The following is a 25,614-nucleotide window of genomic DNA, read 5'->3' on the forward strand; positions in this document are numbered from 1 at the left end:
TAACATTAATATTTCTTCTTTCCGGGTGCAGCACTTATTTGCTTGACGTCCAGAATGTGCACAATTCGCCCGATCCAAATGGCGGCACCATATCCAGCACGTTTCCATCGACACAGATATACACTTCGGTTTATGTGCGAGCGGATGAGGGAAGCAGTCAAGACGTTGTCAATGTTTGCAAGACGGCGTTTGTTGCGGACTTGGTCATGGCCAAACAGACGAACATTGCAGTGACAGCCATTTTGCCAAACAGCAGTGTTGAATTACCCATTTACGTTGCAAGCAAAAATGGCAACAATTGCCAAGTCTCTTACAAACAACTTTTTCTTGTCACGCCGCAGATGATGGCTGCGGCGGGGCACCCGCAAATCAGCGGAAAATTCGAATACGACGTCAAATCTGAAGAAAAAGTTTTGCAATATCTAAACGAAGCGTCTGCACTAGCGGCGTTATTTGTTCCGACAGCCTCTGCACCAGTGCTGACGTCCATTGACACGGTATCGACCACGTCACTCGCCAAAAACGTTGAAACCGACTTGAACAATGCATTTAGCCAAAGCATTGGACTTGTGCGCCCGATACTGGATTTCGATGACGTTGCCCCGCTTTCCAGAGTTCAAAAATCATTGTGGAACGTCGAGGCCGACGAGATTGGTGTTGACGGCAAGATCAAAACTAAAACCGCGCTTGGCACAATTACGCTAACTGTTACTCACTCGACAACCCTGCTAGGTGAGGAATCGGATGATGCCCCGACATATTCCGACCCAAGAATAGTCCAAACCAAGCAACTTATTTCAATTTCTGCAGGCAGCTCTGCGCCTCAACCTGTCTATCTTTACGATTTGGTCAACAAATCGCCCTACGATGCGGCATCGAAAGTTGCGCAGCTGAATTTCAACGCGGATCCTGGGGTTGTCAATGGTTATTGTTCCGTTCTCCGCTCACAGCTGCAAACTCTGGGGCTAAACGTTTACGATGCTACCGCTTATCTATGGGCTATCTACAGCCAGGCAGCATATCAATTGCATGACGATTTTTCGGCGTTGAAGAGCGATTGCCTGGATACCACCGAAATGAAGCTGATAAAGAGCCTCAAAGTGACTGGTTCAGCCACGGCACTTCAGTCGTGGGGAATCGCAAAGAGCGCCAGTGGCGACATAAAAAATGACCCATCCCACCAGTAAGCGATTCGACCGCGCTTTTCGTCTTTCCAAGGAGCGTATTTTGTACAACAGCACGGATTGTTGTGTAGGGCGAATCCACAACCCACATAAGGCGGGAAAAATGCGACTGTTAACCACGGCAATCGGCCTATCGTTTTTCCTGGTGCTCGGCCTTGCGCCCTTCAGATCGGCCAATGCCCAGGGTAGCGAATCGGGTTCAGATGGTATTGCCGCCATCAAGAATGCAGCGGCGAAGTCATCTTGCGCAGCGATCTACTGGAAGAATCATCGCGGGTTTGCTCCGAAGTCATACATTGAAGGCATGGCTCTTGTTTTCGCCCGATCGCTCTGTCATCCCGACCGCCCGGACGTGGCGGTGGTTTCACAGGCCGTCGACACCACGAAGGCAAAAACAGATGCCTTGGCAGCCTACGACCAGAAATTCAAGCAGCTTCACCTTAACAACGACTCAACCGGTCTTGATACTTTCCGTCATAGCTATGTTCTGCTGCTCGGACTCGGCATGATGGAGAGTTCCGGAAACTACTGCGAGGGACGAGATGTCAGCCAGTGTTTCAATGACGCCGACAGCGCCGAAGCAGGTCTTTTCCAGACTTCGTACGGCGTACGAAGGGTGAGCCACGTTCTGAACGAGCTATTCCAACACTACAGCCAGGACCAGCATGGGTGCATGCTCGATGAATTTAAAGGAAACCTTTCTTGCAAAATCGTCAAGAGCCACAATCCAAAGTGTCCCGACGCCACCAGTGATGTCGTTGGATCGGGGGCTGGGGCCGATTGGCAGAGGCTGACCAAGTCATGCCCAGCGTTTGCCGCGGAGTACGCGGCCGTCGTGTTGCGCACAAGCGGGGGACTGAAAGGAGAGTTCAATCCTGTCAGAAAGATGCAGGCGGACGTCAGGCCCGAGTGCGACGAGATGTTCAAGGACGTCCAGACATACGTGCAGCGTAACCCTCAAGTTTGCGCGGCACTGAACTGACCAATGCACCCACTGGTGCCGGTATTGGGATGAGCCGGATGATTTCGCGGCTGTCTGTCGGAAGCACGGGCGAGCGGTTCGCGAATTCGGTTTCGAACAGGGCGAAATGATCGCGGGGTACGGCGGCGGGAAGTGCAGCGCTGAGCCGTGGTAACTGGACCAAAGTTATGCCGGTCTGCGTTGGCGTATGCGTGGCCACCGCTCGCGATGCGGCAGCTGACGACAACGGTGGACACGATCGATCGCTGGGCAGACCGGCACGCGGTACGCTTTATCACGCCGCAAACGCGCTACCGCTGCGGTACGCCGTTGCGCCACTCGCCCCAATGCGTGACGATGTCCTGCACGAGCGGATTGCCCGCGAGGAACAGATTGTCGATCGCGATCGTGAAGCCGCCCTGCGACGCGTAGTTGAGCAGATTGTCCGCGCTCGATTGGCCCGCGTACGGCCGGTCGAAGTCCGAGCCGGCGCGCAGCACCGCGACACGGTTCAGGTCGACGCGATGCACGGTCGCCGCGCGCGTCAGCGCCTCGAAGGTGGCGTTGTCTTCCTGCTGCGTCGTGCAATAGGTGCCACGGCCGTCGGTCAGGATCTTCGTCCATTGCCGCGCTCGCTCGCCGAGGCCGGTGCCCGACCACCAGGTATCGCCCGCCAGGGTGTCGCACTGGATCACGGTCGGCGGACGGTTCGCGGGCGCATAGCTGTATTTGGCGCGGGCGGCCTGCGCCTGTGCGTCGTCGGTCAGCGTCACGTTGCGCGACAGCGCAAATGCCGCGTTCGAAAGCGCCGGATTGAGCTGGAACACTTCGGTGCGATAGTCGAGCGGCGGCTTTTGCGCCGGGCCCGTCGTGTTGATGCCGAGATAGCCGGTGTTCCAGCCCGGTGGAATTTCGCGTCCGTCGATTTCCCACTGAATGCCGAAGTCGACGAGCCAGTTAGCCCAGGCAGCGGAACCGACGGTCCCCTGAAGCGGATCGATACCGGCGATGCCCGCCACCATGAAGTACGTATGACGCAAGTCGAAACGTGGCGAGAACGTCAGCGCCATGATCGACGCGGCGGCATTCGCGTGCCCCATGCCCGTCGTCATCACGCAGACGTCCTGCCGATTGCAGTGCACGGCCGGGTAGTCAGGAGACAGACCCGCGACGGTGATGTCCTGCCACGGTCCGAGATGATCGAGCCACACCTGGCCTTCCGGGCCGAACATCGAAACGATCATCACCTTGACCGGACGGCCATGCGACGCGCCGTCGTCCTGCGCGAAGCTGTCGTCGGCATGCGCGATGGCCGGTGCAACGGCTGCGCCGGCCACGAGCAACGATGAAATCACTGCGCCAAAAGCACGATTTAGCATGAGAGGCCCCACCTGTTATGTAAGAACTGCGGTTGCGAAACGTGAATCGCGTGCCGTGTTGTCGACTGTCGTCGTGTTTTTTGTCGGCGTGCAGCGTGGGACCTGGGCGTGAGCCATTCAGGCGACAGTGAGTATAAGCAAAGAAAAATGTGTATTGGCAAGCGGCAGCGAATTTCAATGCGGACGACGCGGCGAGGTGCGACGGACGTGCGCGCCATCCTGTCTCGCTGTGCAAAAGGCAGGATGTAATCACAAATTCTTAAATGTAAACAACCGCTGGGCCGCACACCGGGTGATTGATATTCAACCGCGCACATTCAATTGCTTTACAGTCGTGCTTTCAGATTGTCATGTTTAAAATGCGGATGGGAAATATTTCTGATATCTCATCTCGATCATGAGATATCAGTAAAATCAGCTCCCGCCACGCAACCTAAATTCAAATAAAAAAGCGTGCGAAATTATTTATTTTTTGAGTTGAATAAGCTGTGCTATCTTTGCGCCCACGCTTGATCGACCCATTCAAGACGGCGAAATCATGTCGTCGCGATTGCCCGAGAAAATGCGTTGATTGAAATAAAACTGAAACAAATCCGGTATTCATCATTCGTGGCGGCCGCGAGCACAACTCGACGGTTGCTGACGAGCAGGTGCTGATAAAAATGGAAAACACCCATTCACTGGAGACATCCGGCATCGTTTATCGCGCGATCGACCATATCGCGCTGGCGGTCATTGACCTCGAAGCCGCGATTCGATTGTTCACCTCCGTTCTCGGATTCAAATTGATCGGTCGCCGGCATATCCGGGGCGCGAAAACCGGCATGCATTCCGCCGAGCTCGAGCACGGCGGCCTGAGATTCGTGCTCTGCCAAGGCACCGAACCCGAGTCGCAAGTGTCCCGCCTGGTGAGCGAATACGGCCCCGGCGTTGCGCACATCGCCCTCGAAGTCGACGACGTCGCCAAGACGGTCGGCGAACTCGGCACCCGCGGCATGCGCTTCGACACTTCGGTCATCGAAGGTCCCGGACTGACGCAGTCGTTTACCGCAAGAGACGCGAACACCGGCCTCAGCTTCGAGATCATCAAGCGCAGCGGCGAGCACGGCTTCGTGGACGACAACATCCAGTCGCTGTTCGACCAGTTGGAAAAGTCGAATTCCTATTAGTGATCCGTTGGCCGGAACCGTTGCAGGCCCGGGGCCAAGACCCGGGCTTCGGACGGCGCGGCATGCCCGCGCCGACGATTTGCGCGTCCGGCCTTGCGACTCCATGCCACCAGGAGCAGGGCCGTGTTGAATCAATCAGTCGTCGAAACGTCGCGTCTGTCGGTGATGAATTTCTTGAACGAGGCCGCGAACGATTACCCGGGCGCCATCTCGTTCGCGTCGGGCCGCCCCGCGGAGGAATTCTTCTCGCTCGACAGTTGGCTCTCCGCCGTGCCGGTGTACCAGGCGCATGCGGCAAAGGTGTCCGGCGAAAGCTTGCCGCTGGCCGGCCGGCGGCTCGCGCAATACGGACGCACGGCAGGCATCGTCAATGCGCTGATCGCGCAACAATTGCGCAATGACGAGCGCATCGAATGCGATCCGCAGCAGATCGTGGTGACGGCGGGGTGCCAGGAAGCGCTGGCGCTCATCGTTCCTGCGCTGTGCCGCGCGTCCGGCGACGTCATGCTGGCGCGCAATCCCACCTATATCGGCATTACCGGAGTGGCGGATTTCGCGGGCATCGAGATACGGCCCGTCGAGCGCCACGCGAGCGAGAGCTGGGAGCAGGCGCTCGAGCGGACGACCGCCAGGCTGCGCCAGGAGGGCAAGACGCCGCGCGGTTTCTATCTGACGCCGGAATTCGACAATCCTACCGGCACCGTGCTGAGCGAAGCGGAACGGCGATCGATCATCGCCGGCTGCACGGCGCACCGCATCGTCGTGCTCGAAGACAACCCATACGGGATGTTCCGCTTCGAAGGCGAACCCACCGCGCCGATGATGACGCTCGACGACAGCGGCTGCGTGATCTACCTCGCGACCTACTCGAAGACGCTGTGTCCTGCGGTGCGGGTCGGCGCGGCGGTCGTGCCCAAGCAGCTCTTCGGCAGCGCAGCGGCGGCCGGGCGGCTTCGCGCGGAGCTGTCGGAACGCAAGAGCTTCGTCACCGTGAACACGAGCCAGGTCACGCAGGCGCTGGTGGGCGGGGTGCTGCTCAACGAGGACGCAAGCCTCGCGCGGCTCGTCGAAGCGCCGAGAGCCCATTACCGCCGCAACCGCGACACGCTCCTCTCCGCGCTCGAAACGGCGTTCGGCGAGCGGCGCGGCGAAGTGGCGTGGAATCGTCCGGAGGGCGGTTTTTTTCTCAGCGTCACGTTGCCGTTCGACTTCGGGGAGCGCGAGACCATCGAGTGCGCGCGCGATCACGGTGTGATCGTGATGCCGATGACGTTCTTTTCCCTCGACGCGACGCGCCGGCGCGAGGTGCGCCTCGCGTTCAGCAACGCCGGCGTTGCCGACATCGAAGCAGGGGTGGCGCGCCTGGCGCGCTATGTCGACGAAAAGTGCTGCGTGGCAGCGCCTTGAACTCGAGGCTCGTCGAATCCCTTCAATCCCGTTCAAAGGTTCGCGCGCAGATGTGTAAAGCCCTCGTCATCGACAACTTCGATTCGTTCACTTACAACATCGTCCAGCTCATGGGGCAGGCTTGCGGCGTCGAGCCTGCTGTCGTGCTGAACACGGCGCCGCTCGGCGAAATCGACTTCGCCCGCTACGACTGCGTCATCGTCTCGCCCGGGCCGGGAACGCCGGCCGAGCCCGCCGACGTGGGGATCAGCGCCAGCGTCATACGCGACACGCACTTGCCGCTGCTCGGCGTGTGCCTCGGTCACCAATGCATGGCGCACGAGCACGGCATGGAAGTCGTGCTGGCGCCCGAGCCGATGCACGGCCGTGTGAGCGTGATTCGCCATGACGGGCGCGGCGTGTTTGCGGGTCTGCCCGCCGACCTGCACGTCGTTCGCTATCACTCGCTGACGGTGAAGGAAGTCAAGGGCCCGTTCGAGCTGTGCGCGTGGGGCGGCGATGGCGTGATTCACGGCATCCGTCACAAGACGCGCCCGCTGCACGGCGTGCAATTCCATCCCGAGTCGATCTGCACCGAGACGGGCGCAGACCTGTTCCGCAATTTCCGGGACCTCGCGCTCGCGCACAGGGCCCTCAGGGCCGCATGACCCTCCGGGCTTCGAAGCGCGGCAACAGGATCTTCAAGGAATCGGCGATGAACGCATTCAAGGTCGAAGTGACGGTGCTCGACGGGTGCCGCGATGCACTCGCGGTCTTCGAGCGATTGTTTCGGGGCGCGCCAGGCACGTTCCTGCTGGAGAGCAGCGTGGTGGTGCCGGGCTTTTCCCGCTTTTCGTTCATGGGCGAGGCGCACGGCCCCTACGGCGAGCGCATCTCGTACGACGTGCGCTCGCGGACGGCGACGGTGGAGCAAGGGGGCGTGCGCCGCACGCAGCGCGTCAGCGGCATTTTCGATTTCCTGCAGGCGAATCTCGCGCAGCGCACGGCGAGCTGCGGCGTCGACCTGCCTTTCGGTTTCGATCTCGGCTACGCAGGCGTGTTCGGATACGAAGTGAAGGCGGAAACGATAGGCTCGCATCCGCATGCTTCGGCCGTCGCGGACGCGGCTTTCGTGTTCGCGACGCGCCTCGTGGTGCTCGACCATATCGAGCGCAAGACCTACCTGCTGCACCTCGCCACCGACGAAGCGTCGCGCGTCGACGCGCGACGCTGGCTTGACCGCGCGGCGGCGGCGATCGGCGCGGCGCCGCCCGCTTCGAACGCGCTCGCGGCGTCGAATCGCGCAGAGCGGCGCCGGCTGACGCTCGCGGAGGTGGAGTCGTGGATCGCGTCGAACGCGTGGATCCGCCATGACCGGCCCACGTACGTGGGCAAGATCCGCGAAGCGTTGAACGAAATCGTCCACGGCGAAAGCTATGAGATCTGCCTCACGAACGAAGTCAGCTTTCCGTTCGCCGACGATCCGTTCGATTTGTATCGCGCCATGCGCGAGCTGACGCCCGCGCCTCATGCGGCCTATGTCAACGGCGGACGCTTCGCGCTCGTGAGCGCCTCGCCGGAGCGGTTCCTCTGCGTCGACCGGGAGCGGATCGCGGAAGCGAAACCGATCAAGGGAACCCGTCCGCGCGGCCGCACGGCCGCCGAAGACGCCGCGCTGGCCGAGGAACTGCGGGCGAGCGAAAAGGACCGCGCGGAGAACCTGATGATCGTCGATCTGCTGCGCAACGATCTGGGACAGGTGTGCGAGATCGGCTCGGTGCACGTGCCGACACTGTTCGACGTGGAAACCTACTCGCACGTGCACCAGCTGGTCTCCACCGTGCGGGGCCGGCTCAAGCCCGGCGTGTCGGCCGTCGACTGCATCCGCGCGACGTTTCCGGGCGGCTCGATGACGGGCGCGCCGAAGAAGCGAACGATGACGATCATCGACCGGCTCGAGGAAGGGGCGCGCGGCATCTATTCCGGCGCGCTCGGCTGGTTCGGCCTGTCGGGTGCGTGCGACTTCAGCATCGTGATCCGCTCGGTGACGATCAGCGAAGGTCTCGCGCGTCTCGGCGTGGGCGGCGCCATTACCGCGCTGTCGGACCCCGCCGGGGAATTCGACGAGACGATCGTCAAGGCGCGCGGCGTCGTCGAAGCGGTCGAGCATCTGCGCGCCGGCCGGCGCCAGGCCGCATCCGCGAGCTGACGCGGCCGACGGCCGCCCGGTGCCGGCCGCGCATCGCTCTGTCCAATTTTCCGGAGTCACATGCATGAACCGCAGCCCTTTTCTCGGCAAGGTGTTCCCGTTGACGACCGCCCAGCGCGAAATCTGGTTCGACCAGCTCGTGCACGGCGACGCGCCGGTCTACAAGATCGGCGGCTACGTATGCATCGACGGCCCTGTCGATGCGGCATTGTTCGAGCGGGCGGTGAATCTCCTGGTCGAGAAACACGACGCGCTGCGCACGGTGCTCGTGCCCGCGAGCGACGAAAGCGGCGTGCCGCAACAGGCGATCGCCGCAGCGCTGACCGTGGCCGTGCCGCTGCGCGACTTCTCCGCCAGCGAGGACCCGCTGGCCGCCGCCACGGCGTGGGCGCAGGCGCAGTTGCGCGAACCGTTCCCGCTGAGCGGCGCCGATCCGCTGTTTCGCTTCGAGCTGCTGAAGCTCGGCGAGCGGCGCCATGCGTTCACATTGAACTTCCATCACTTGATCGTCGACGGCTGGGCGATCGGCCTGCTCGCCGATTCGCTGGGCCGGATCTACAGCGCGCTCGCCGACGGGAGCGAGCCGCCATTGTCAGCGCCCTCATACACGGAGTTCGCCGAACAGGACTGCGCATACCGCGAGTCGCCGCAGTTCGAGCGGCAACGCGCCTACTGGCTGGACAAATACCGCACGCTCCCCGATCCGCTGTTCGCGCCTCGCCATCGCGAACGCTACGGCGACGCCGTGCCGCCAAGCGGGCATCACACGCTTGCCCTGCCGCGTGCGTTCTACCGGCGCATCGCCGACTTCGCACGCGAGCGCGAGTCCACGCCGTTTCACGTGATTCTCGCGCTGTTGCAGATCTATTTCGCGCGCACCCTGCAGCGCGGCGAGCTCGTGGCGGGCCTGCCCATCCTGAATCGTTCGAACGCGCGGCTGAAGGAGACCGCCGGCATGTGCGCCGGCGTGAGCCCGGTGCGGCTGCCGTTCGACGGCTCGCTGCCGTTCGATGCGCTGCTGGGCTCGCTCGCGCGCGTGCTCAAGCAGGATTACCGCCACCAGCGCTTTCCGCTGAGCGAGCTGAACCGCTCCCTCGACCTGTGGAAGGCGCAGCGCGCCCAGGTATTCGACCTGTCGGTGTCGTACGAGCGCGACGACTACGACCTTCGTTTCGGCGAGGGCCGGGCGCAGATTTTCATGCTGTCGAACGGCCACGAGCAGACACCGTTGATGCTGCACATCCGGGAGAACCGCTTCGACGACCACGCGTGGATCCACTTCATGTACAACCGCGCGTGGTTCGACGGCGATGAGATCGAAGCGGCGGGTGAGCGCCTCTTGCACCTCATCGAGCAGGTGCTCGGCGATCCGGCGGCCGGCGATCCGGAGGCCGGCTATCCGGCGGCCGGCGACCCGGCGCAGCCGGTCTGCCGGCTGACGCTCACGACGGCGGACGAAGCGCGCCTGCTGGCACGCTGGAGCGCGCCGGGAGCGGCTTTCGAGACGAACCGCACGATCCATCAGTGCTTCGAGGACGCCGTGCGGCGCGCGCCGGATGCGCCAGCGCTGCTGTGCGACGGACAATCGCTGACCTATGGCGAGCTGAACGCGCGCGCGAATCGGCTGGCGCGTCATCTGATCGGACACGGCGTCCGTCCGGACGGACATGTCGCGATCTGCGCCGAGCGCGGTGTCGGGATGATCGTCGGCCTGCTGGCGGTCCTGAAAGCGGGCGGCGGCTATGTGCCGCTCGATCCCGCGTATCCGCCGGAACGGCTCGCATGGATGCTGGGCGATTGCGCACCGGTCGCGATACTCGCGCAGGCGTCCACGCGCGCGCTCGTCGAGGGCGCCGGCGCGCCGGTGATCGATCTGGACGACGCGCGGTGGCGCACGGGCGGCGCCGAAGGCGAGGCGGCCGGCGATCCGGCGGCCGGCGATCCGCGCGTCGAGGGCATGCACCCGAACCGTCTCGCGTACGTGATCTATACGTCGGGCTCGACCGGCCAGCCGAAGGGCGTGATGGTCGAGCATCGCAACGTCGTGCGTCTCTTCGCGGCGACGCACGCCCGGTTCGGCTTCGGCCCCGGCGACGTGTGGGCGCTATTTCATTCGTTCGCATTCGACTTCTCGGTGTGGGAAATCTGGGGGGCGCTGCTGCACGGCGCACGGCTCTTGATCGTGCCGTATCTGACGAGCCGCTCGCCGCGCGACTGCTACGCATTGCTGTGCGAGGCCGGCGTCACGGTGCTGAATCAGACGCCGAGCGCGTTCCGGCAACTGATCGCGGCGCAGGGCGAGACGCAGCGCGAGCACCGGCTGCGCCAGGTGATCTTCGGCGGGGAGGCGCTGGAGCTCGCGATCCTGAAGCCATGGTTCGAGCGCGCGGTCAATGCGCGCACTCGGCTCGCCAACATGTACGGGATCACCGAGACCACCGTCCACGTGACCTATCGGGCGATCACGGCCAGTGACGTGCTCGACGGCGAGCGCCAGGCGGTGAACTCGGTCGGCGCGCCGATTCCCGACCTCGGGGTGTACGTGCTCGACGAAGCGCGGCGGCTCGCGCCGATCGGCGTGACGGGCGAGCTGTATGTCGGCGGCGCGGGCGTCGCGCGCGGGTATCTGAACCGTCCCGCGCTGACGGCCGAGCGCTTCGTCGCCGATCCGTTCGGCGCCGATCCGTCGGCGCGGCTCTATCGGAGCGGCGACCTCGGACGCTGGCTGCCGGACGGCAGCCTCGAATATCTGGGCCGCAACGACGACCAGGTGAAAATCCGCGGCTTCCGCATCGAGCTCGGCGAGATCGAGGCGGCCCTGACCGGCGCGGACGGTGTGCGCGAGGCGGTGGTGGTCGCGCGGCAAGAGGCGGGGGACGTCCATGCGCCGGGCGACAGGCGGCTCGTCGCGTACTACCTCGGCGAGCTGCGCGAAGCCGGAGCGCTGCGCGCGCAGCTGCTGGCGAGCCTGCCGGAATACATGGTGCCCAGCGCCTATGTGCATCTGGACCGCTTCCCGCTGACGCCGAACGGCAAGCTGGACCACAAGGCGCTGCCGGCGCCGGGGCGCGAAGCGCTAGGCTCGGATGCCTACGAAGCGCCGCAGGGGCCCGTCGAGGAACGGCTCGCGCAAATCTGGTCCGGTGTGCTGGGCGTCGAGCGCGTGGGCCGCCACGACCATTTCTTCGAGCTCGGCGGTCATTCGCTGCTCGCCGTGAAGCTCGTCGAGCAGATGCGGCGCGCCGGGATGAGCGCCGACGTGCGGGTGCTGTTCAGCCAGCCCACGCTCGCGGCGCTGGCCGCCGCCGTCGGAACGGCAGGGGCGCCGGGCGTTCCCGGGAACCGCATTCCCGCCGATTGCGCGCGCATCACACCGGACCTGCTGCCGCTCCTGGCGCTTGACCAGACCGCGATCGACCGTGTCGTCGCCCAGGTGCCGGGCGGCGCGGCGAACGTCCAGGACATCTATCCGCTCGCGCCGCTGCAGCAGGGCATCCTGTATCACAGCCTGTCGGCGGCCGAAGGGGATCCGTACGTGATGCAGGTGCTGTTCGGCATCGAGAGCCGCGAGCGTCTGGACGCGCTCGCCGATGCGCTGCAGCAGGTGGTCGCGCGCCACGACGTGTTCAGGACCGTCTTCGTCTGGGAGGGGCTCGACGAACCGGTGCAGGTCGTGTTGCGCACCGCGCGCCTGCAGATGGAAGCCGTCGACTTCGGCCAGGACGCGACGGATGTCGCGGCGCGGCTGCAGGCGCGCTTCGACCCGCGCGGCATCCGTCTCGACCTGAAGCGCGCGCCGCTGATGAAGGTCGCGTACACGCGGGATCCGGCCCACGGCCGCTGGCTCGCGGTGTTCCTGTTCCATCACCTCGTCGACGATGCGACTTCGCTGCGGCTGCTGCGCCGCGAAGTCGCACGCATCCTCGCCGGCGAGGCCGGCCGGCTACCCGAGCCGCTTCCCTATCGCGACTATGTCGCGGGCACGCGCGCCGGGGCCGGCGGCGACACGCACGAGGCGTTCTTTCGCGCGATGCTCGGCGACGTGACCGAGCCGACGCTGCCGTACGGCAGCGCCGACGTGCGAGGCGACGGGCGCGGCATTCGCGAGACGAGACACGGCGTCGCGCCGGCGTTGAGCGCGCGCGTGCGGCAGCACGCGCGGCGCCTCGGCGTGAGCATCGCCAGCCTGTATCACCTTGTGTGGGCGCGGGTGCTGGGCACGTTGTCGGGGCGCGACGACGTCGTGTTCGGCACGGTGCTGATGGGCCGGCTGCTCGCGGGCGGCGACGTCGACCGCGCGATGGGCATGTTCATCAACACCCTGCCGGTGCGGGTGGATGCGGGCGCGCCGCTCGTGCGGGACGCTGTGCTCGCGACGCATGCGAGCGTCACTGCGCTGCTTGCCCACGAGCATGCGACGCTGGCGCTGGCGCAGCGGTGCAGCGGAGTGGCCGCGCCGCTGCCGCTGTTCGGCGCGCTGCTGAATTTCCGGCACAGCGATGCGAGCCTGGCGCCCGGCGCGGGGCAGCAGGCCTGGGAGGGCATCGAGGTTCTCGATTTCGTCGAACGGACGAACTATCCGCTGGTGCTGTCGGTGGACGATCTGGGCGAGGGGTTTGCACTGACGGTGCAGGCGGCCGAAGGCATCGACGCGCAGCGCGTGGGCGGCTACGTGCTGCAGGCGCTGGAGAGCCTTGCCGATGCGCTGGAGCACGCGCCGCACACGGCGATGCGGGCCTTGACGATCCTGCCGCCGCACGAGCGCCACGAAGTGCTGGAGAGGTTCAACGCGACGCAGGCGGACTATCCGCAAGGGCAGACGGTGCATGGGCTGTTCGAGGCGCAGGCGGCGCGCACGCCCGATGCGACGGCGGTCAGCCACGAGGGACGCTCGCTCAGCTACGGCGAGCTGAACGCGTGCGCCAACCGGCTCGCGCACCGGCTGATCGCACTCGTCGGCGTGCGGCCGGATGCGCGGGTGGCGATCTGCGTGGAGCGCAGCCTGGAGATGGTGGTGGGGCTGCTGGCGATCCTCAAGGCCGGGGGCGCCTACGTGCCGCTGGATCCGGGCTATCCGGCCGAGCGGCTGCGCTACATGCTGGCCGACAGCGCGCCGGCCGCGGTGCTGGTGCACGCTCGCACGGCGGGTGCGCTGGAGGCGCCCGGCATCGCGAAGATCGACATCGGCGACGCAGCGCTGGCCGCGCCGCCGTCATGCGGCGCAACGGACACGCCCAACCCGGCGGTGGCCGGTCTCGATGCGCACCATCTCGCCTACGTCATCTACACCTCGGGCTCCACCGGCCAGCCGAAAGGCGTGATGAACGAGCACCACGCGGTCGTCAACCGGCTTCGATGGATGCACGACGCGCTCGGCATGCGCGCGGACGACACCGTGCTGCAGAAGACACCGTTCAGCTTCGACGTATCGGTATGGGAGTTCTTCCTGCCGCTGATGACAGGCGCCCGGCTCGTGCTCGCACGCGCCGAAGGCCATAAAGACCCGGCCTACTTGAGCGGCTTGATCCGCCAGGAGCGGGTCACCACGGCGCACTTCGTGCCGTCCATGCTGCAGGCGTTCGTCGATCACGCGCCCGCCGCGCGGTGCGAGAGCCTGACCCGGGTGGTGTGCAGCGGCGAGGCGTTGCCCGGCCATCTGCTGAGGCGTTTTGGCGAGCGTTTTGCGGCGAGCACGCTCTACAACCTGTATGGACCGACCGAAGCCGCGGTCGACGTGACCGCGTGGGTCGCCGATGGCGGTTCCGGCGCTGCGGCCGGCAATCCGGACAATCCGGACAATCCGCCGATCGGCCGGCCGATCGCGAACACGCGGATCTATGTCCTCGATGCGCACGGGCAGCCGGTGCCCATCGGCGTCGCGGGCGAAATCCATATCGGCGGCGTGCAGGTTGCGCGCGGTTATCTGAACCGGCCCGAGCTGACGGCCGAGAAATTCGTCGACGATCCGTTCTCGCCCGCGCCGCAGGCACGGATGTACCGGACGGGCGATCTCGGGCGCTGGCTGCCGGACGGCAACATCGAGTACCTGGGCCGTAACGACGACCAAGTGAAGATCCGCGGCTTCCGGATCGAACTCGGCGAGATCGAGGCGAAGCTGGCGGAGATCGAGGGCGTGCGCGAGGCGGTCGTGATCGCGCGCGAAGACGGGTGGGACGGCCATCTACAGGGCGGCCATCCGCGGGGCGGCAAACGGCTCGTCGCCTATGTCACCGGCGAGGACGTGCCTCCCATCGACACGCTGCGCGAGCACCTGCTGTCGCGGCTGCCCGACTACATGGCGCCGGCCGCCTGTGTCGTGCTGGGGGCGCTGCCGCTGACGCCGAACGGCAAGCTCGACCGCCGTGCGCTGCCGGCGCCCGAGCAGGCAGCGTACCGGCGAGGACGATACGAAGCGCCCCGCACGGAGGTCGAACACACGCTGGCTTCGATCTGGGCGGCGTTGCTGAAAGTCGAGCGGGTCGGCCGTCATGACAATTTCTTCGAGCTGGGCGGGCACTCGCTGCTGATGCTGGGCCTGATCGAACGGATGCGGCGCGCTGGACTGCGTGCGGACATCCGGTTGCTGTTTTCCGCGCCGACGCTTGCCGAGCTCGCGGCCCGCGCCGTGGCCGGACAGCGCGACGTGCCGGCGCCGCCGAACCTGATCCCGGCCGGCGCGCGCCGGATCACGCCGGCCATGCTGAATCTGGTCGAGCTCGACCAGCCCGCGATCGATGCGATTGTCGCGACGGTGCCCGGCGGCGCCGCGAACGTGCAGGACATCTATCCGCTTGCGCCCTTGCAGGAAGGGATCCTGTATCACCACCTGGCGGCGCCGCACGGCGATCCCTACCTGCTGCACGGCATGTTCGGCTTCGCAAGCCGGGCGCTGTTCGACCGCTTCGCCGATGCGCTGCGGCGCGTGATCGAGCGGCACGACATCCTGCGCACCAGCTTCGCGTGGGAAGGACTCGACGAGCCGGTGCAGGTGGTATGGCGGCATGCCGCGCTTCATATCGACGAAGCGGCGCTGGACGCGGGCGCCGGCGATGTCGCGCAGCAGTTGCGCGCGCGCTGCCATGCACACGGCACGCGGCTCGACGTGCGGCAGGCGCCGCTGCTGCGTCTCGCGGTCGCGCACGACGCCTCACAGGGCCGCTGGGTGGCGCTGCTGCTGTTCCATCACCTCGTGCTCGATCATGCGGCCCTGGCCGTCGTGCAACAGGAGGTGCAGGGCTGCCTCGCCGGCGAGGCAGCCCATCTGCCGGCGCCGGCGCCGTACCGCGCGTATGTGGCGCAGACGAGGCTCGGCGTGAGCCGCGAGTCGCACGAGCCATTTTTCGGCGAGATGCTGGGCGCTATCGACGAGCCGACGCTGCCGTACGGCCGCAGCGACGTGCAGGGCGACGGCAGCCGCGTGACCGAGCACAGCGAGGCGATTCCAGGGCCGCTGACCGCGCGTCTGCGCGCGAACGCCAGGCAGCTCGGCGTGAGCGCGGCGAGCCTGTTGCACGTCGCGTGGGGCCGCGTGTTGTCGGCGCTTGCCGGCGGGCGCGATGAAGTCGTGTTCGGCACGGTGCTGCTCGGCCGTTTCGAGAGCGCGGCGGACGCGTCGCGAGCGCTCGGCCTCTTTATCAATACGTTGCCGCTGCGGGTCGATCTGGGCGCGTCGAGTGCGCACGCCTGCGTCAAGGCGACGGGCGCCCGGCTGGCCGGGCTGCTGCAGCACGAGCATGCGACGCTGGCGCTGGCGCAGCGGTGCAGCGGAGTGGCCGCGCCGCTGCCGCTGTTCGGCGCGCTGCTGAATTTCCGGCACAGCGATGCGAGCCTGGCGCCCGGCGCGGGGCAGCAGGCCTGGGAGGGCATCGAGGTTCTCGATTTCGTCGAACGGACGAACTATCCGCTGGTGCTGTCGGTGGACGATCTGGGCGAGGGGTTTGCACTGACGGTGCAGGCGGCCGAAGGCATCGACGCGCAGCGCGTGGGCGGCTACGTGCTGCAGGCGCTGGAGAGCCTTGCCGATGCGCTGGAGCACGCGCCGGAGACGGCGATGCGGGCCTTGACGATCCTGCCGCCGCACGAGCGCCACGAAGTGCTGGAGAGGTTCAACGCGACGCAGGCGGACTATCCGCAAGGGCAGACGGTGCATGGGCTGTTCGAGGCGCAGGCGGCGCGCACGCCCGATGCGACGGCGGTCAGCCACGAGGGACGCTCGCTGAGCTACGGCGAGCTGAACGCGTGCGCCAACCGGCTCGCGCACCGGCTGATCGCACTCGTCGGCGTGCGGCCGGATGCGCGAGTGGCGATCTGCGTGGAGCGCAGCCTGGAGATGGTGGTGGGGCTGCTGGCGATCCTCAAGGCCGGGGGCGCCTACGTGCCGCTGGATCCGGGCTATCCGGCCGAGCGGCTGCGCTACATGCTGGCCGACAGCGCGCCGGCCGCGGTGCTGGTGCACGCTCGCACGGCGGGCGCGCTGGAGGCGCCCGGCATCGCGAAGATCGACATCGGCGACGCAGCGCTGGCCGCGCCGCCGTCATGCGGCGCAACGGACAAGCACAACCCGGCGGTGGCCGGTCTCGATGCGCGCCATCTCGCCTACGTCATCTACACCTCGGGCTCCACCGGCCAGCCGAAAGGCGTGATGGTCGAGCATCGCCAGCTCGGCAACCTCGTCCATTGGCATCTCGATACGTTCGGCCTGAAGGCTGGCGAGCGATCGGCCTCCATGGCCGGCGTCGGCTTCGACGCGGCCGCGTGGGAGATCTGGCCCGCGCTCGCCGGCGGGGCGGCGCTCACGCTGCCGCCGGCAACGGCGGCGGCCGATCCCGAGCGGCTGCTTCGCTGGTGGCGCGACGAGGCGCTCGACGTCGGCTTCCTGGTCACGCCGCTCGCGGAGCTCGCTTATGCGACGGGGCACGGGAATCCGCATGCGCGCGCGGTGCTGATCGGCGGAGACCGGCTCAAGCGCTGGCCGGGCGAGTTCGGCGCCCACCAGGCCCTCGTCAACAATTACGGCCCGACGGAAGCGACCGTCGTCGCGACGTCCGGCAGGCTGCGGCCGGACGATGCGGTGCTGCATATCGGCAAGCCGATCGCGAATGCCCGCGTCTATATTCTCGATGCCGTCGGTCAGCCGGCGCCGCTCGGGGTGGCGGGGGAGCTTCACATCGGCGGCGAGCAGGTCGCGCGCGGCTACCTGGACCGGCCCGCCTTGACGGCCGGCAAGTTCGTGCACGATCCGTTCTCGGCCGTGCCCGGTGCGCGCATGTACCGCACGGGCGACCTCGGACGGTGGCTGCCGGACGGCAACATCGAGTATCTCGGGCGCAGCGACGGCCAGCTGAAGATCCGCGGCTTCCGGATCGAGCCGGGCGAAATCGAGGCCGTGCTGCTGGCCACGGAGGGGGTGCGCGCCGTCGCGGTGATCGCCCGGGAAGAGGCCGGGGATCGTCCGCAGGGCGACGCGTTCCTCGTTGCCTACTACGCGGCGGCGGCGGACCTCGGCGTTGCCCTGCGCGAGCGCGCATCGCGCAGCCTGCCGCCGCACATGATCCCGGCGGCCTACGTGCGGCTGGAGGCGCTGCCGATGACGGCCAACGGCAAGCTCGACCGCCGTGCGCTGCCGGCGCCCGGCGCGCACGCCGATGCGCCGCCCGGCTTCGCCGCTCCCGCAAACGCCGCCGAGGAGACGCTGGCGCGCATCTGGGCCGGGCTGCTCGGCGTCGAGCGCGTGGGCCGCCACGACAACTTCTTCGAGCTCGGCGGGCATTCGCTGCTCGCGGTGCGGCTCGTCGAGCGGATGCGCCAGGCCGGCCTCTCTGCCGACGTGCAGACGCTGTTCAGCACGCCGACACTCGCCTCGCTCGCGCAAGCCGCGCAGGCCGCGGCCCACGCCGCCGTGCCGCCGAATCGGATTCCCGAGGCGGCCGGGCGCATCACGCCGGAGATGCTGCCGCTCGTCGAGCTGACCCAGGCTGAAATCGATTCGATCGTCGCCGCGGTGCCGGGCGGAGCGCCGAACGTGCAGGACATCTATCCGCTCGCGCCGCTGCAGGAAGGCGTGCTGTATCACCATCTCGCTTCCCGCGACGGCGACGCCTATCTGCTGCGCAGCCGGATCGCATTCGACAGCCGCGAGAAGCTCGACCGGTTCGTTGCGGCCTTGCGGGCGGCCGTCGCCCGCCATGATGTCCTGCGCACCGGCGTCGCCTGGGAAGGACTGCGCGAGCCGGTCCAGGTGGTGCGCCGCGCAGCGGACCTGCCGGTGAGGGAGGTCGAAGCCGGCCCGGGCGACGTGGACGCACAGCTGCGGCATCGCTTCGATGCGCGGCGCTATCGGCTCGACATCCGCCGCGCGCCGCCCCTGGAGGCGCATTTCGCCCACGATCCCGCGCATGGCCGCTGGCTGCTCGTGCTGCTGTTTCACCATATCGCACTGGACCATACCGGCATCGACGTCTTGCTGCAGGAGGTGCAAGCCCATCTGCTCGGCCGCAGGGAAACCTTGCCTGCGCCACCGCCGTTTCGCGACTACGTCGCGCAGACGCGCCTTGGCGCGAGCCAGCGCGCGCATGAGATGTTCTTTCGCCAGATGCTCTCCGATGTCGGCGAACCGACGCTGCCCTATGGGCTTGCCGCTGTCGAAGACGAGCGCGGCGCGGTGTCGGAGGCGCGTCTCGAAGTGGACGGTGGGCTGTCGGAGCGCCTGCGGGCGCTGGCTCGCGGTCTCCACATCAGCGTCGCGAGCCTGTTCCATCTGGCCTGGGCTCACGTGGTGGGCAAGCTGTCGGGGCGCGAGGACGTGGTGTTCGGCACGGTGCTGCTGGGCCGCTGGCAGGGCGGAGCGGGCGTGGAGCGCGCGCTCGGACTCTTCATCAATACGCTGCCGATTCGCCTGAGCGTCGGCGCGCTCGGCGTGCGCGACGCGGCGCTGCAGGCCCATCGGCGCGTGTCGGACCTGCTCGGCCACGAGCACGCGCCGCTGGCGCTCGCACAGCGTTGCAGCGGCGTGGCCGCGCCGCTGCCGTTGTTCAGCGCCTTGCTGAACTACCGGCACAGCGCGCCGCGACGGCCGTCCGGCGACGGGGCGCCGGACGGCTGGCAGGACATCGAAATCCTCGACGGCGAAGAGCGCACCCACTATCCGTGCGCCATGAGCGTCGACGATCTCGGCAGCACGTTCGGCCTCACCGCGCAGATCGTGCCGCGTTTCGACGCGGCGCGTGTCTGCGGCTATCTGCACCGGACGCTGGAAAGTCTCGCGCACGCGCTCGAGCATGCGCCCGGCACGCCGGTCCATCGTCTCTCGATGCTGCCCGCGGACGAGCGGCGGCAATTGATCGAGGACTGGAATGCGACGGACCGGCCATTCCCCGACGCCGCCGCCGTCCATGCGCTGTTCGAAGCGCAGGCCGCCCGCTCGCCCGACGCGCCGGCCGTCGTGGAGAACGGCGCGCCGGTCACTTACGCGGCGCTGAACCGGCAGGCGGATCGCGTCGCCCGGCGGCTGGCGCGCGCCGGCGCGCAGCCGGGCGAACGGATCGGGCTGCTGCTCGACCGGTCGATCGCCCTGATCGTCGCCGAGCTCGCCGTGCTCAAGTGCGGCGCGACGTACGTGCCGCTGGACCGCAACGCGCCTGCCGCGCGGCAGGCGTACATGCTCGAGGATTGCGGCGCGGCGCGCGTGCTCACGGCGGCCGGTTTCGCGCTGCCGGAGGGCGTGCGGGCCGAGCGCATCGATATCGACGCATGGCTTGCCGCCGCGGACGACGACGGCAGCGACAGCGGCAAGGTCCCGGACACCGCGCCGCGCGGCCCGCTTGCGCCGGCCTACATCATGTACACCTCGGGCTCGACCGGGCGCCCGAAAGGCGTGGCCGTCGCGCACCGCGGCATCAATCGCCTTGCGCTGAACAACGGCTACGCGGACTTCGCGCCGGACGATCGCGTCGCGTTCACCTCGAACCCGGCTTTCGACGCGAGCACGATGGAAGTATGGGGCGCGCTGCTCAACGGCGGCTGTCTCGTCGTGGTGCCGCACGCGGTCCTGCTGGCGCCAGCCGAGCTGGCTGCGTTGCTGCGCGAGCAGCGGGTCAGCATTCTTCACCTCGTGGCGGGCCTGCTCAGCGCCTACGCGGACACGCTCGCGCCGGTGTTCGGAACGCTCCGCTATCTGCTGACGGGCGGCGACGCAGCCGACGTGCGCGCCGTGCAGCGGATCATGCGCGAGAGCCCGCCGCAACACCTCGTGCATTGCTACGGGCCGACCGAGTCGACGACGTTCGCGACGACGTACGCGTTGCGCGCGGAGCAGGGCGCAGCGCCGGTGTTGCCGATCGGCCGGCCGATATCGAACACTCGGGTCTACTTGCTGGACGCGGCCGGCGAGCCGGCGCCGGTTGGCGTGCCCGGCGAAATCCACGTAGGCGGCGCCGGCGTCGCACTGGGGTATCTGAATCTCGCTGCGTTGACCAGCGAGCGCTTCGTGCGCGATCCGTTTGCGGCCGAGCCCGATGCGCGCATGTACCGGACCGGCGATCTGGGCCGCTACCTGCCCGACGGCAATATCGAATACCTCGGGCGCAACGACGCGCAGGTCAAGATCCGCGGCTTCCGGGTCGAACCGGGCGAGATCGAAGTGAAGCTCGCCGAGTACGGCCTGCGCGATGCCGTGGTGATCGCGCGCGAAGACGGGTGGGGCGCCCATGCGTCGGGCGCCGATGCGTGGGGCGCCGATACCGCGCACGCCGACGCGCCGGGCGAGAAGCGGCTGGTCGCCTATTACACCGGCGGCGCGCGCGACGTCGAAGCGCTGCGGACCTTCCTGCGCGAGAGGCTTCCGGAATACATGGTGCCGGCCGCTTTCATCGCGCTCGACAGCTTGCCGCTGACGCCGAACGGCAAGCTCGACCGCCGTGCGCTGCCGGCGCCGGATCCCGCTGCCTACGGCCGCCACGCGTACGAGGCGCCGCGCGGCGACGCCGAGCGCACGGCCGCGCGCGTCTGGGCCGAGCTGCTGAACATGGAGCAGGTCGGGCGGCGCGACAATTTCTTCGCGCTCGGCGGTCACTCGTTGCTGGCCGTGCGCGCGATCGGCCGGCTGCGTCAGGTGTTCGGCGAAGCGGCGAGCCTGCGGGACCTGTTCGACGCCCCGGATCTCGCCGCCTTCGCCGCGCGCGCGGGCCGCCAAGGCGCCGGCCGGGACGGCGTGCAGGGCGCCGCGCTCGCGCCGGTCGCACGCACGGGGCCGTTGCCGCTGTCGTACGTGCAGGAGCGTCTGTGGCTGATCCAGCAGCGCGATGCAGACCGCGCGTACAACATGCACGGCGCGCTCGCGCTGAACGGACCGCTGTCGCTGCCGGCGCTGCGCTCGGCATTCGATTCACTCGTGGCGCGGCACGAGCCGCTGCGCACGCGCTTTGGCTTCGCGCCCGGCGCGGACACCCCTTCGCAGTTCATCGACGCGCACCGCCCGCCGGACTTCGAAGTCCACGAGATCGCGCAAGACGCCATCGAGGCCGCGCTGGCGCGCCATGCCGATGTCGTCTTCGATCTGCAGCGGGGGCCGCTCTTGCGGGTGCGCGTGCTGCGCATCGGGGAGCAGCGGCACGTCGTGTCGCTCGTGATGCATCACATCATTTCGGACGGGTGGTCGCTGAGCGTGCTCGTCTCGGACTTGCGCGCGTTCTATGCCGCGCATCTGGCAGGCAGCGGGGCAGGCGAGCCGCCGCCGCTCGCGATCCAGTACGCCGACCACGCGTGGTGGCAGCGGCAGCGCGACCTGCAAGGCGATCTCGGCTACTGGCGCGCCACGCTGGCGGGCTACGGCGAGCCGCTCGACCTGAGCGAGCCGGGCGCCCCGGCGGGCGCCGCGCACGGGCCGCTCGCGGTGGTGCGCCGGCCGCTGCCGCGCGATCTCGCCGCGGGCGTGGCGCAGCTCGCCCGGCAACGCGGCATGAGCCTGTTCACGGTGTTTCTCGCCGGCCTCGCGGTGCTCTGCCACCGGCAGACCGGCCGCGGCGACCTCTGCATCGGCACCACCACAGCCGGCCGCGACGACCCGCGGCTCGAACCGCTGGTCGGCTTCTTCATCAATATCCTGCCGCTGCGGCTCGATCTCACGGGCGATCCCAGCGGCGCCGAGCTGCTCGATCAGGCGCGCCGCGTCGTGCTCGGCGCGCTCGAGCACCAGACGCTGCCGTTCGAGCGGATGCTGGCCGAATTGCCCGGGCTCAGGCAGATCGACGGACGCTCGCCCGTCCCGGTGATGCTGCGTCATCAAAGCGCGCCGCCCATCGATACGGCGCGCTGGGGCGAGGCGCTGACGCTCGAGTTGATGCCCGACAGCGTCGAGCGTCCGGCTCAGTCGGCGCTCGATCTCGAAATCTTCGGGGAAGGCGGCGATCTCGAAGTCGTGGCCAATTTCGACAGCCGGCTGTTCCGCGCCGGCCAGGTCGGTTTCATGCTCGACGCGCTGCAGGACATCCTGGCGCGCCTCGTCGAGTCGCCGCACCTGCCGCTCGCCGCGTTGCGGGCCGCCACGCCCGCCGAGGCGAGGTTCATCGAGAGGACGCACGGCCCGGCCCGCGAGTACGACGCCACCGGCATTGCCGGACTGTTTGCGCGCGCGGCCGCCCGGCATCCGGACGCCTTGGCCTGCCGCTTCGAAAAGGAGAGCGCGACTTACCGCGAACTCGACCGGCGCGCCGACCGCATCGCCCACGCGCTGCGCAGCCGCGGCATCGGGCCGGGCATGCGCGTTGCGATCCACCATCCGCGCTCGATCGACTTTCTCGCCGCACTGCTCGCGTCGTTCAAGCTGAACAGCGTCTACGTGCCTGTGGATCCGGCTTATCCGGCCGCGTACGTGGCTCGCATGCTGACCGATGCGCAGCCTGCCATCGTCGTCACGACGCCGGCGCTGGCGGCGGTGCTCGCCCACCCGGCGGCGCAACTGCTGCTCGATACGGATCTCGCGCCAGGCGATCCGGCGCCGTTCGCCGCGGAGGCGGCACAGCCCGCCGATCTGGCGTACATCGCCTATACGTCCGGCTCGACCGGCGAGCCGAAAGGGGTGATGGTCGAACACCGGCAAGTGCTCAACTGCCTGCATGCGCTGTGGGAGCGCACGCCGTACGCGGCGGATGAAGTGGTTGGGCAGAAGACGTCGATGTCGTTCGTGCCGTCGATCAAGGAGATGCTGTCCGGGCTGCTTGCGGGCGTGCCGCAGGTGATCTTCCCGGACCTCGTCGTCAAGGACGCGCCCGCGTTCGCGCGCGCTGTGCGCGCGCACCGCGTGACGCGCCTGAACCTCGTGCCGTCGCATCTGGCCGCGCTGCTCGACTACGCGGATCACCTGGGCTCGCTGCGCCATGTCACGACGGCGGGCGAGCCATTGAGCCGGCGCCTCGCCGAGCGTTTCACCGCGGCACTGCCGGGCGTGCAGCTGCACAACAACTACGGCTGCAGCGAACTGAACGACATCAGCTACGCATCGGGCAGCGAGCTCTCCGGCACGGCCGCCGTGATGCCGGCCGGCCGCCCGATCGCCAACTGCCGGGTGCATCTGCTCGACGACGCGCTGATGCCCGTTCCCGTCGGCGCTGTGGGAACGATCTATGTCGAAGGCGCGAGTGTCGGCCCGGGCTACTGGAACCGGCCCGAGCTCAGCGCGGAGCGCTTCGTGCGGCAGCCGGGCGGCGCGCGCATGCTGCGCACGGGCGACCTCGGTCGATGGCTTCCGGACGGGCAGTTGCTGCACCTGGGACGCGAGGACTTCCAGATCAAGGTGCGCGGCCAGCGCGTCGAGCTGCCCGCGGTCGAGCTCGCGCTGGCCTCGCATCCGGACATCGCGGCCGCCGCCGCGATCGGCCGCGACGACGAAGGCAGCGCGCAATTGGTCGGCTTCTACGTGCCGCGCCCGGACGTTCGCATCGGTCCGAACGCTTTGCACGCGTGGCTTGCGGACCGCTTGCCCGCCCCTATGGTGCCGGCCCGCTTCGTCGCGCTCGACGCCTTGCCGGTGTTGCCGAACGGCAAGCTGAACCGGCTCGCGCTGGCGTCGCTCGACGTGCGTGCCGCGGCGCTCAGCGCCGATGCCGGCGAAGCGCCACAGGGCGAGCTCGAGGAAACGATCGCGCGCATCTGGAGCGAGGCCTTGGGTGCCGGGCGAATCGGCCGCCACGACAACTTCTTCGCGCTGGGCGGGCACTCGCTGATGGCGGCGAAGGTCGCCGCCCGCATCGGCGACGAGCTGAGGGTGCGGCTGACGGTGCGCAGCATTTTCGACACGCGCAGCGTGCACCGGCTCGCGTTGCTGATCGCGCAAGGGAAGGCGGCCGGCGACGATACGCAGGGCATCCATGCGCCGGGCGTCGTCGCACCGGGCGTCGTTACGCCGGGCGTCGGCGCGACGGCCATTCAGACGCCGGGCAGCAACGACGCGCGCACGCCGGGCGCGGACTACGTCGCGTTCAATGTATCGGGCACGCAGCGGCCGCTGTTCCTGACGCATACGCTGCAGGGCTATTCGTGGTACTTCGAGCATCTGGCCGCCCACATCGACGCCGACATTCCCGTGTACGGTCTGCCGCCGCTGCCGCTCGGGACGCCGCAGCCGCGCACGCTCGCAGCCATCGCCGCGCGCTTCGTGACGATCGCCAGGAGCATTCAGCCGGCCGGGCCGTACCGGATTGCCGGCTGGTCGTTCGGCGGGCTGATCGCTTACGAGATCGCGGCACAGCTGATCGAGCAGGGCGCCGAAGTCGAGTTCCTCGGCGTGTTCGATACGACGCTGCCCGAGCGTTCCGCGGCGGTCGATCCGCACCGCGCCGCGCTGCTGACGCTCTATTCGTTCGCGCTCAACAACTTCACGGACTTCGACGCGCGAACGATCGATTTCGAAGGCGCGGCGAGCAGTGACGCGCTGATCGCCGCGCTGGTGCGGGCCATCGAAGAGAGGAGAGCGGCGGGCGTCCCGTTGTGGCATCTCGCCTATGACACCGCCGAGGAGAACCGGCGCTTCCTCGAGCGCATGGTTGCGCACGGGCTCGCGATGAACGCATGGCGGCCCGCGCCGATCGGCACGAAAGCCTGCGTCTTCGCGGCCGCGGACACGTCGATCACGCCGTTGGAAGGGCATCCCGCGCTGCCCGCTTTCCTTGGATGGGACGCGGTGCTGGATCCGGCTGACATCGAAGTGCTGACCATGCCGGGCAATCACGAAACGATCATCAAGTTGCACGCGGATGTGCTCGGCAGGCGCATCAGCGAACTGCTGAAGATCGGGAGCCTGATCGAATGAATGACGAGACCCCGCGTGCGCCGG

At 67.6% G+C, this 25,614-nt stretch carries 8 protein-coding genes; 7 read left to right on the forward strand and 1 reads right to left on the reverse strand.

The window, feature by feature from the left end:
- Nucleotides 1-206 precede the first annotated feature (206 nt).
- Together FAZ69_RS09235 and FAZ69_RS09240 are read left to right on the forward strand one after the other, a co-directional pair.
- On the forward strand, nt 207-1,187 hold the full coding sequence (locus FAZ69_RS09235) for a hypothetical protein (protein ID WP_136893640.1): 981 nt from the start codon (nt 207-209) through the stop codon (nt 1,185-1,187).
- Nucleotides 1,168-2,166, forward strand: a complete 999-nt coding sequence (locus tag FAZ69_RS09240; RefSeq protein ID WP_136893641.1) for a hypothetical protein — start codon at nt 1,168-1,170, stop codon at nt 2,164-2,166. Before FAZ69_RS09235 ends, FAZ69_RS09240 begins: the two co-directional genes overlap by 20 nt.
- 290 nt (nt 2,167-2,456) lie before the next feature.
- Here FAZ69_RS09240 and FAZ69_RS09245 read toward each other — a convergent pair whose 3' ends face one another.
- Nucleotides 2,457-3,524 carry a purine-nucleoside phosphorylase gene (locus FAZ69_RS09245; protein ID WP_136893642.1) on the reverse strand — a complete coding sequence of 356 codons (1,068 nt, stop codon included), beginning with the start codon at nt 3,522-3,524 and terminating at the stop codon, nt 2,457-2,459.
- A gap of 662 nt (nt 3,525-4,186) precedes the next feature.
- On the opposite strand from FAZ69_RS09245, the gene FAZ69_RS09250 reads away from it, so the two are divergent.
- The 5 genes from FAZ69_RS09250 (at nt 4,187) to FAZ69_RS09265 (ending at nt 25,590) form a co-directional block, all read left to right on the forward strand.
- Nucleotides 4,187-4,693, forward strand: coding sequence for a VOC family protein (locus FAZ69_RS09250; protein ID WP_136893643.1), 507 nt, complete (start codon nt 4,187-4,189; stop codon nt 4,691-4,693).
- A gap of 123 nt (nt 4,694-4,816) precedes the next feature.
- Nucleotides 4,817-6,100: an aminotransferase-like domain-containing protein gene (locus FAZ69_RS09255; RefSeq protein ID WP_240702158.1), complete on the forward strand. Its 1,284-nt coding sequence runs from the start codon at nt 4,817-4,819 to the stop codon at nt 6,098-6,100.
- Between the two features lie 50 nt (nt 6,101-6,150).
- The gene (locus FAZ69_RS33565) at nt 6,151-6,747 is read left to right on the forward strand and encodes an anthranilate synthase component II (protein WP_206171181.1); all 597 of its coding nucleotides are present in this window, start codon (nt 6,151-6,153) and stop codon (nt 6,745-6,747) included.
- 47 nt (nt 6,748-6,794) lie between these two features.
- On the forward strand, nt 6,795-8,288 hold the full coding sequence (gene pabB / locus FAZ69_RS09260) for an aminodeoxychorismate synthase component I (RefSeq protein WP_206171182.1): 1,494 nt from the start codon (nt 6,795-6,797) through the stop codon (nt 8,286-8,288).
- A gap of 64 nt (nt 8,289-8,352) precedes the next feature.
- Nucleotides 8,353-25,590: a non-ribosomal peptide synthetase gene (locus FAZ69_RS09265; protein WP_136893644.1), complete on the forward strand. Its 17,238-nt coding sequence runs from the start codon at nt 8,353-8,355 to the stop codon at nt 25,588-25,590.
- Nucleotides 25,591-25,614: the final 24 nt, after the last annotated feature.

The sequence above is a fragment of the Trinickia terrae genome, from assembly GCF_005144415.1.
GTDB lineage: Bacteria > Pseudomonadota > Gammaproteobacteria > Burkholderiales > Burkholderiaceae > Trinickia_A > Trinickia_A terrae.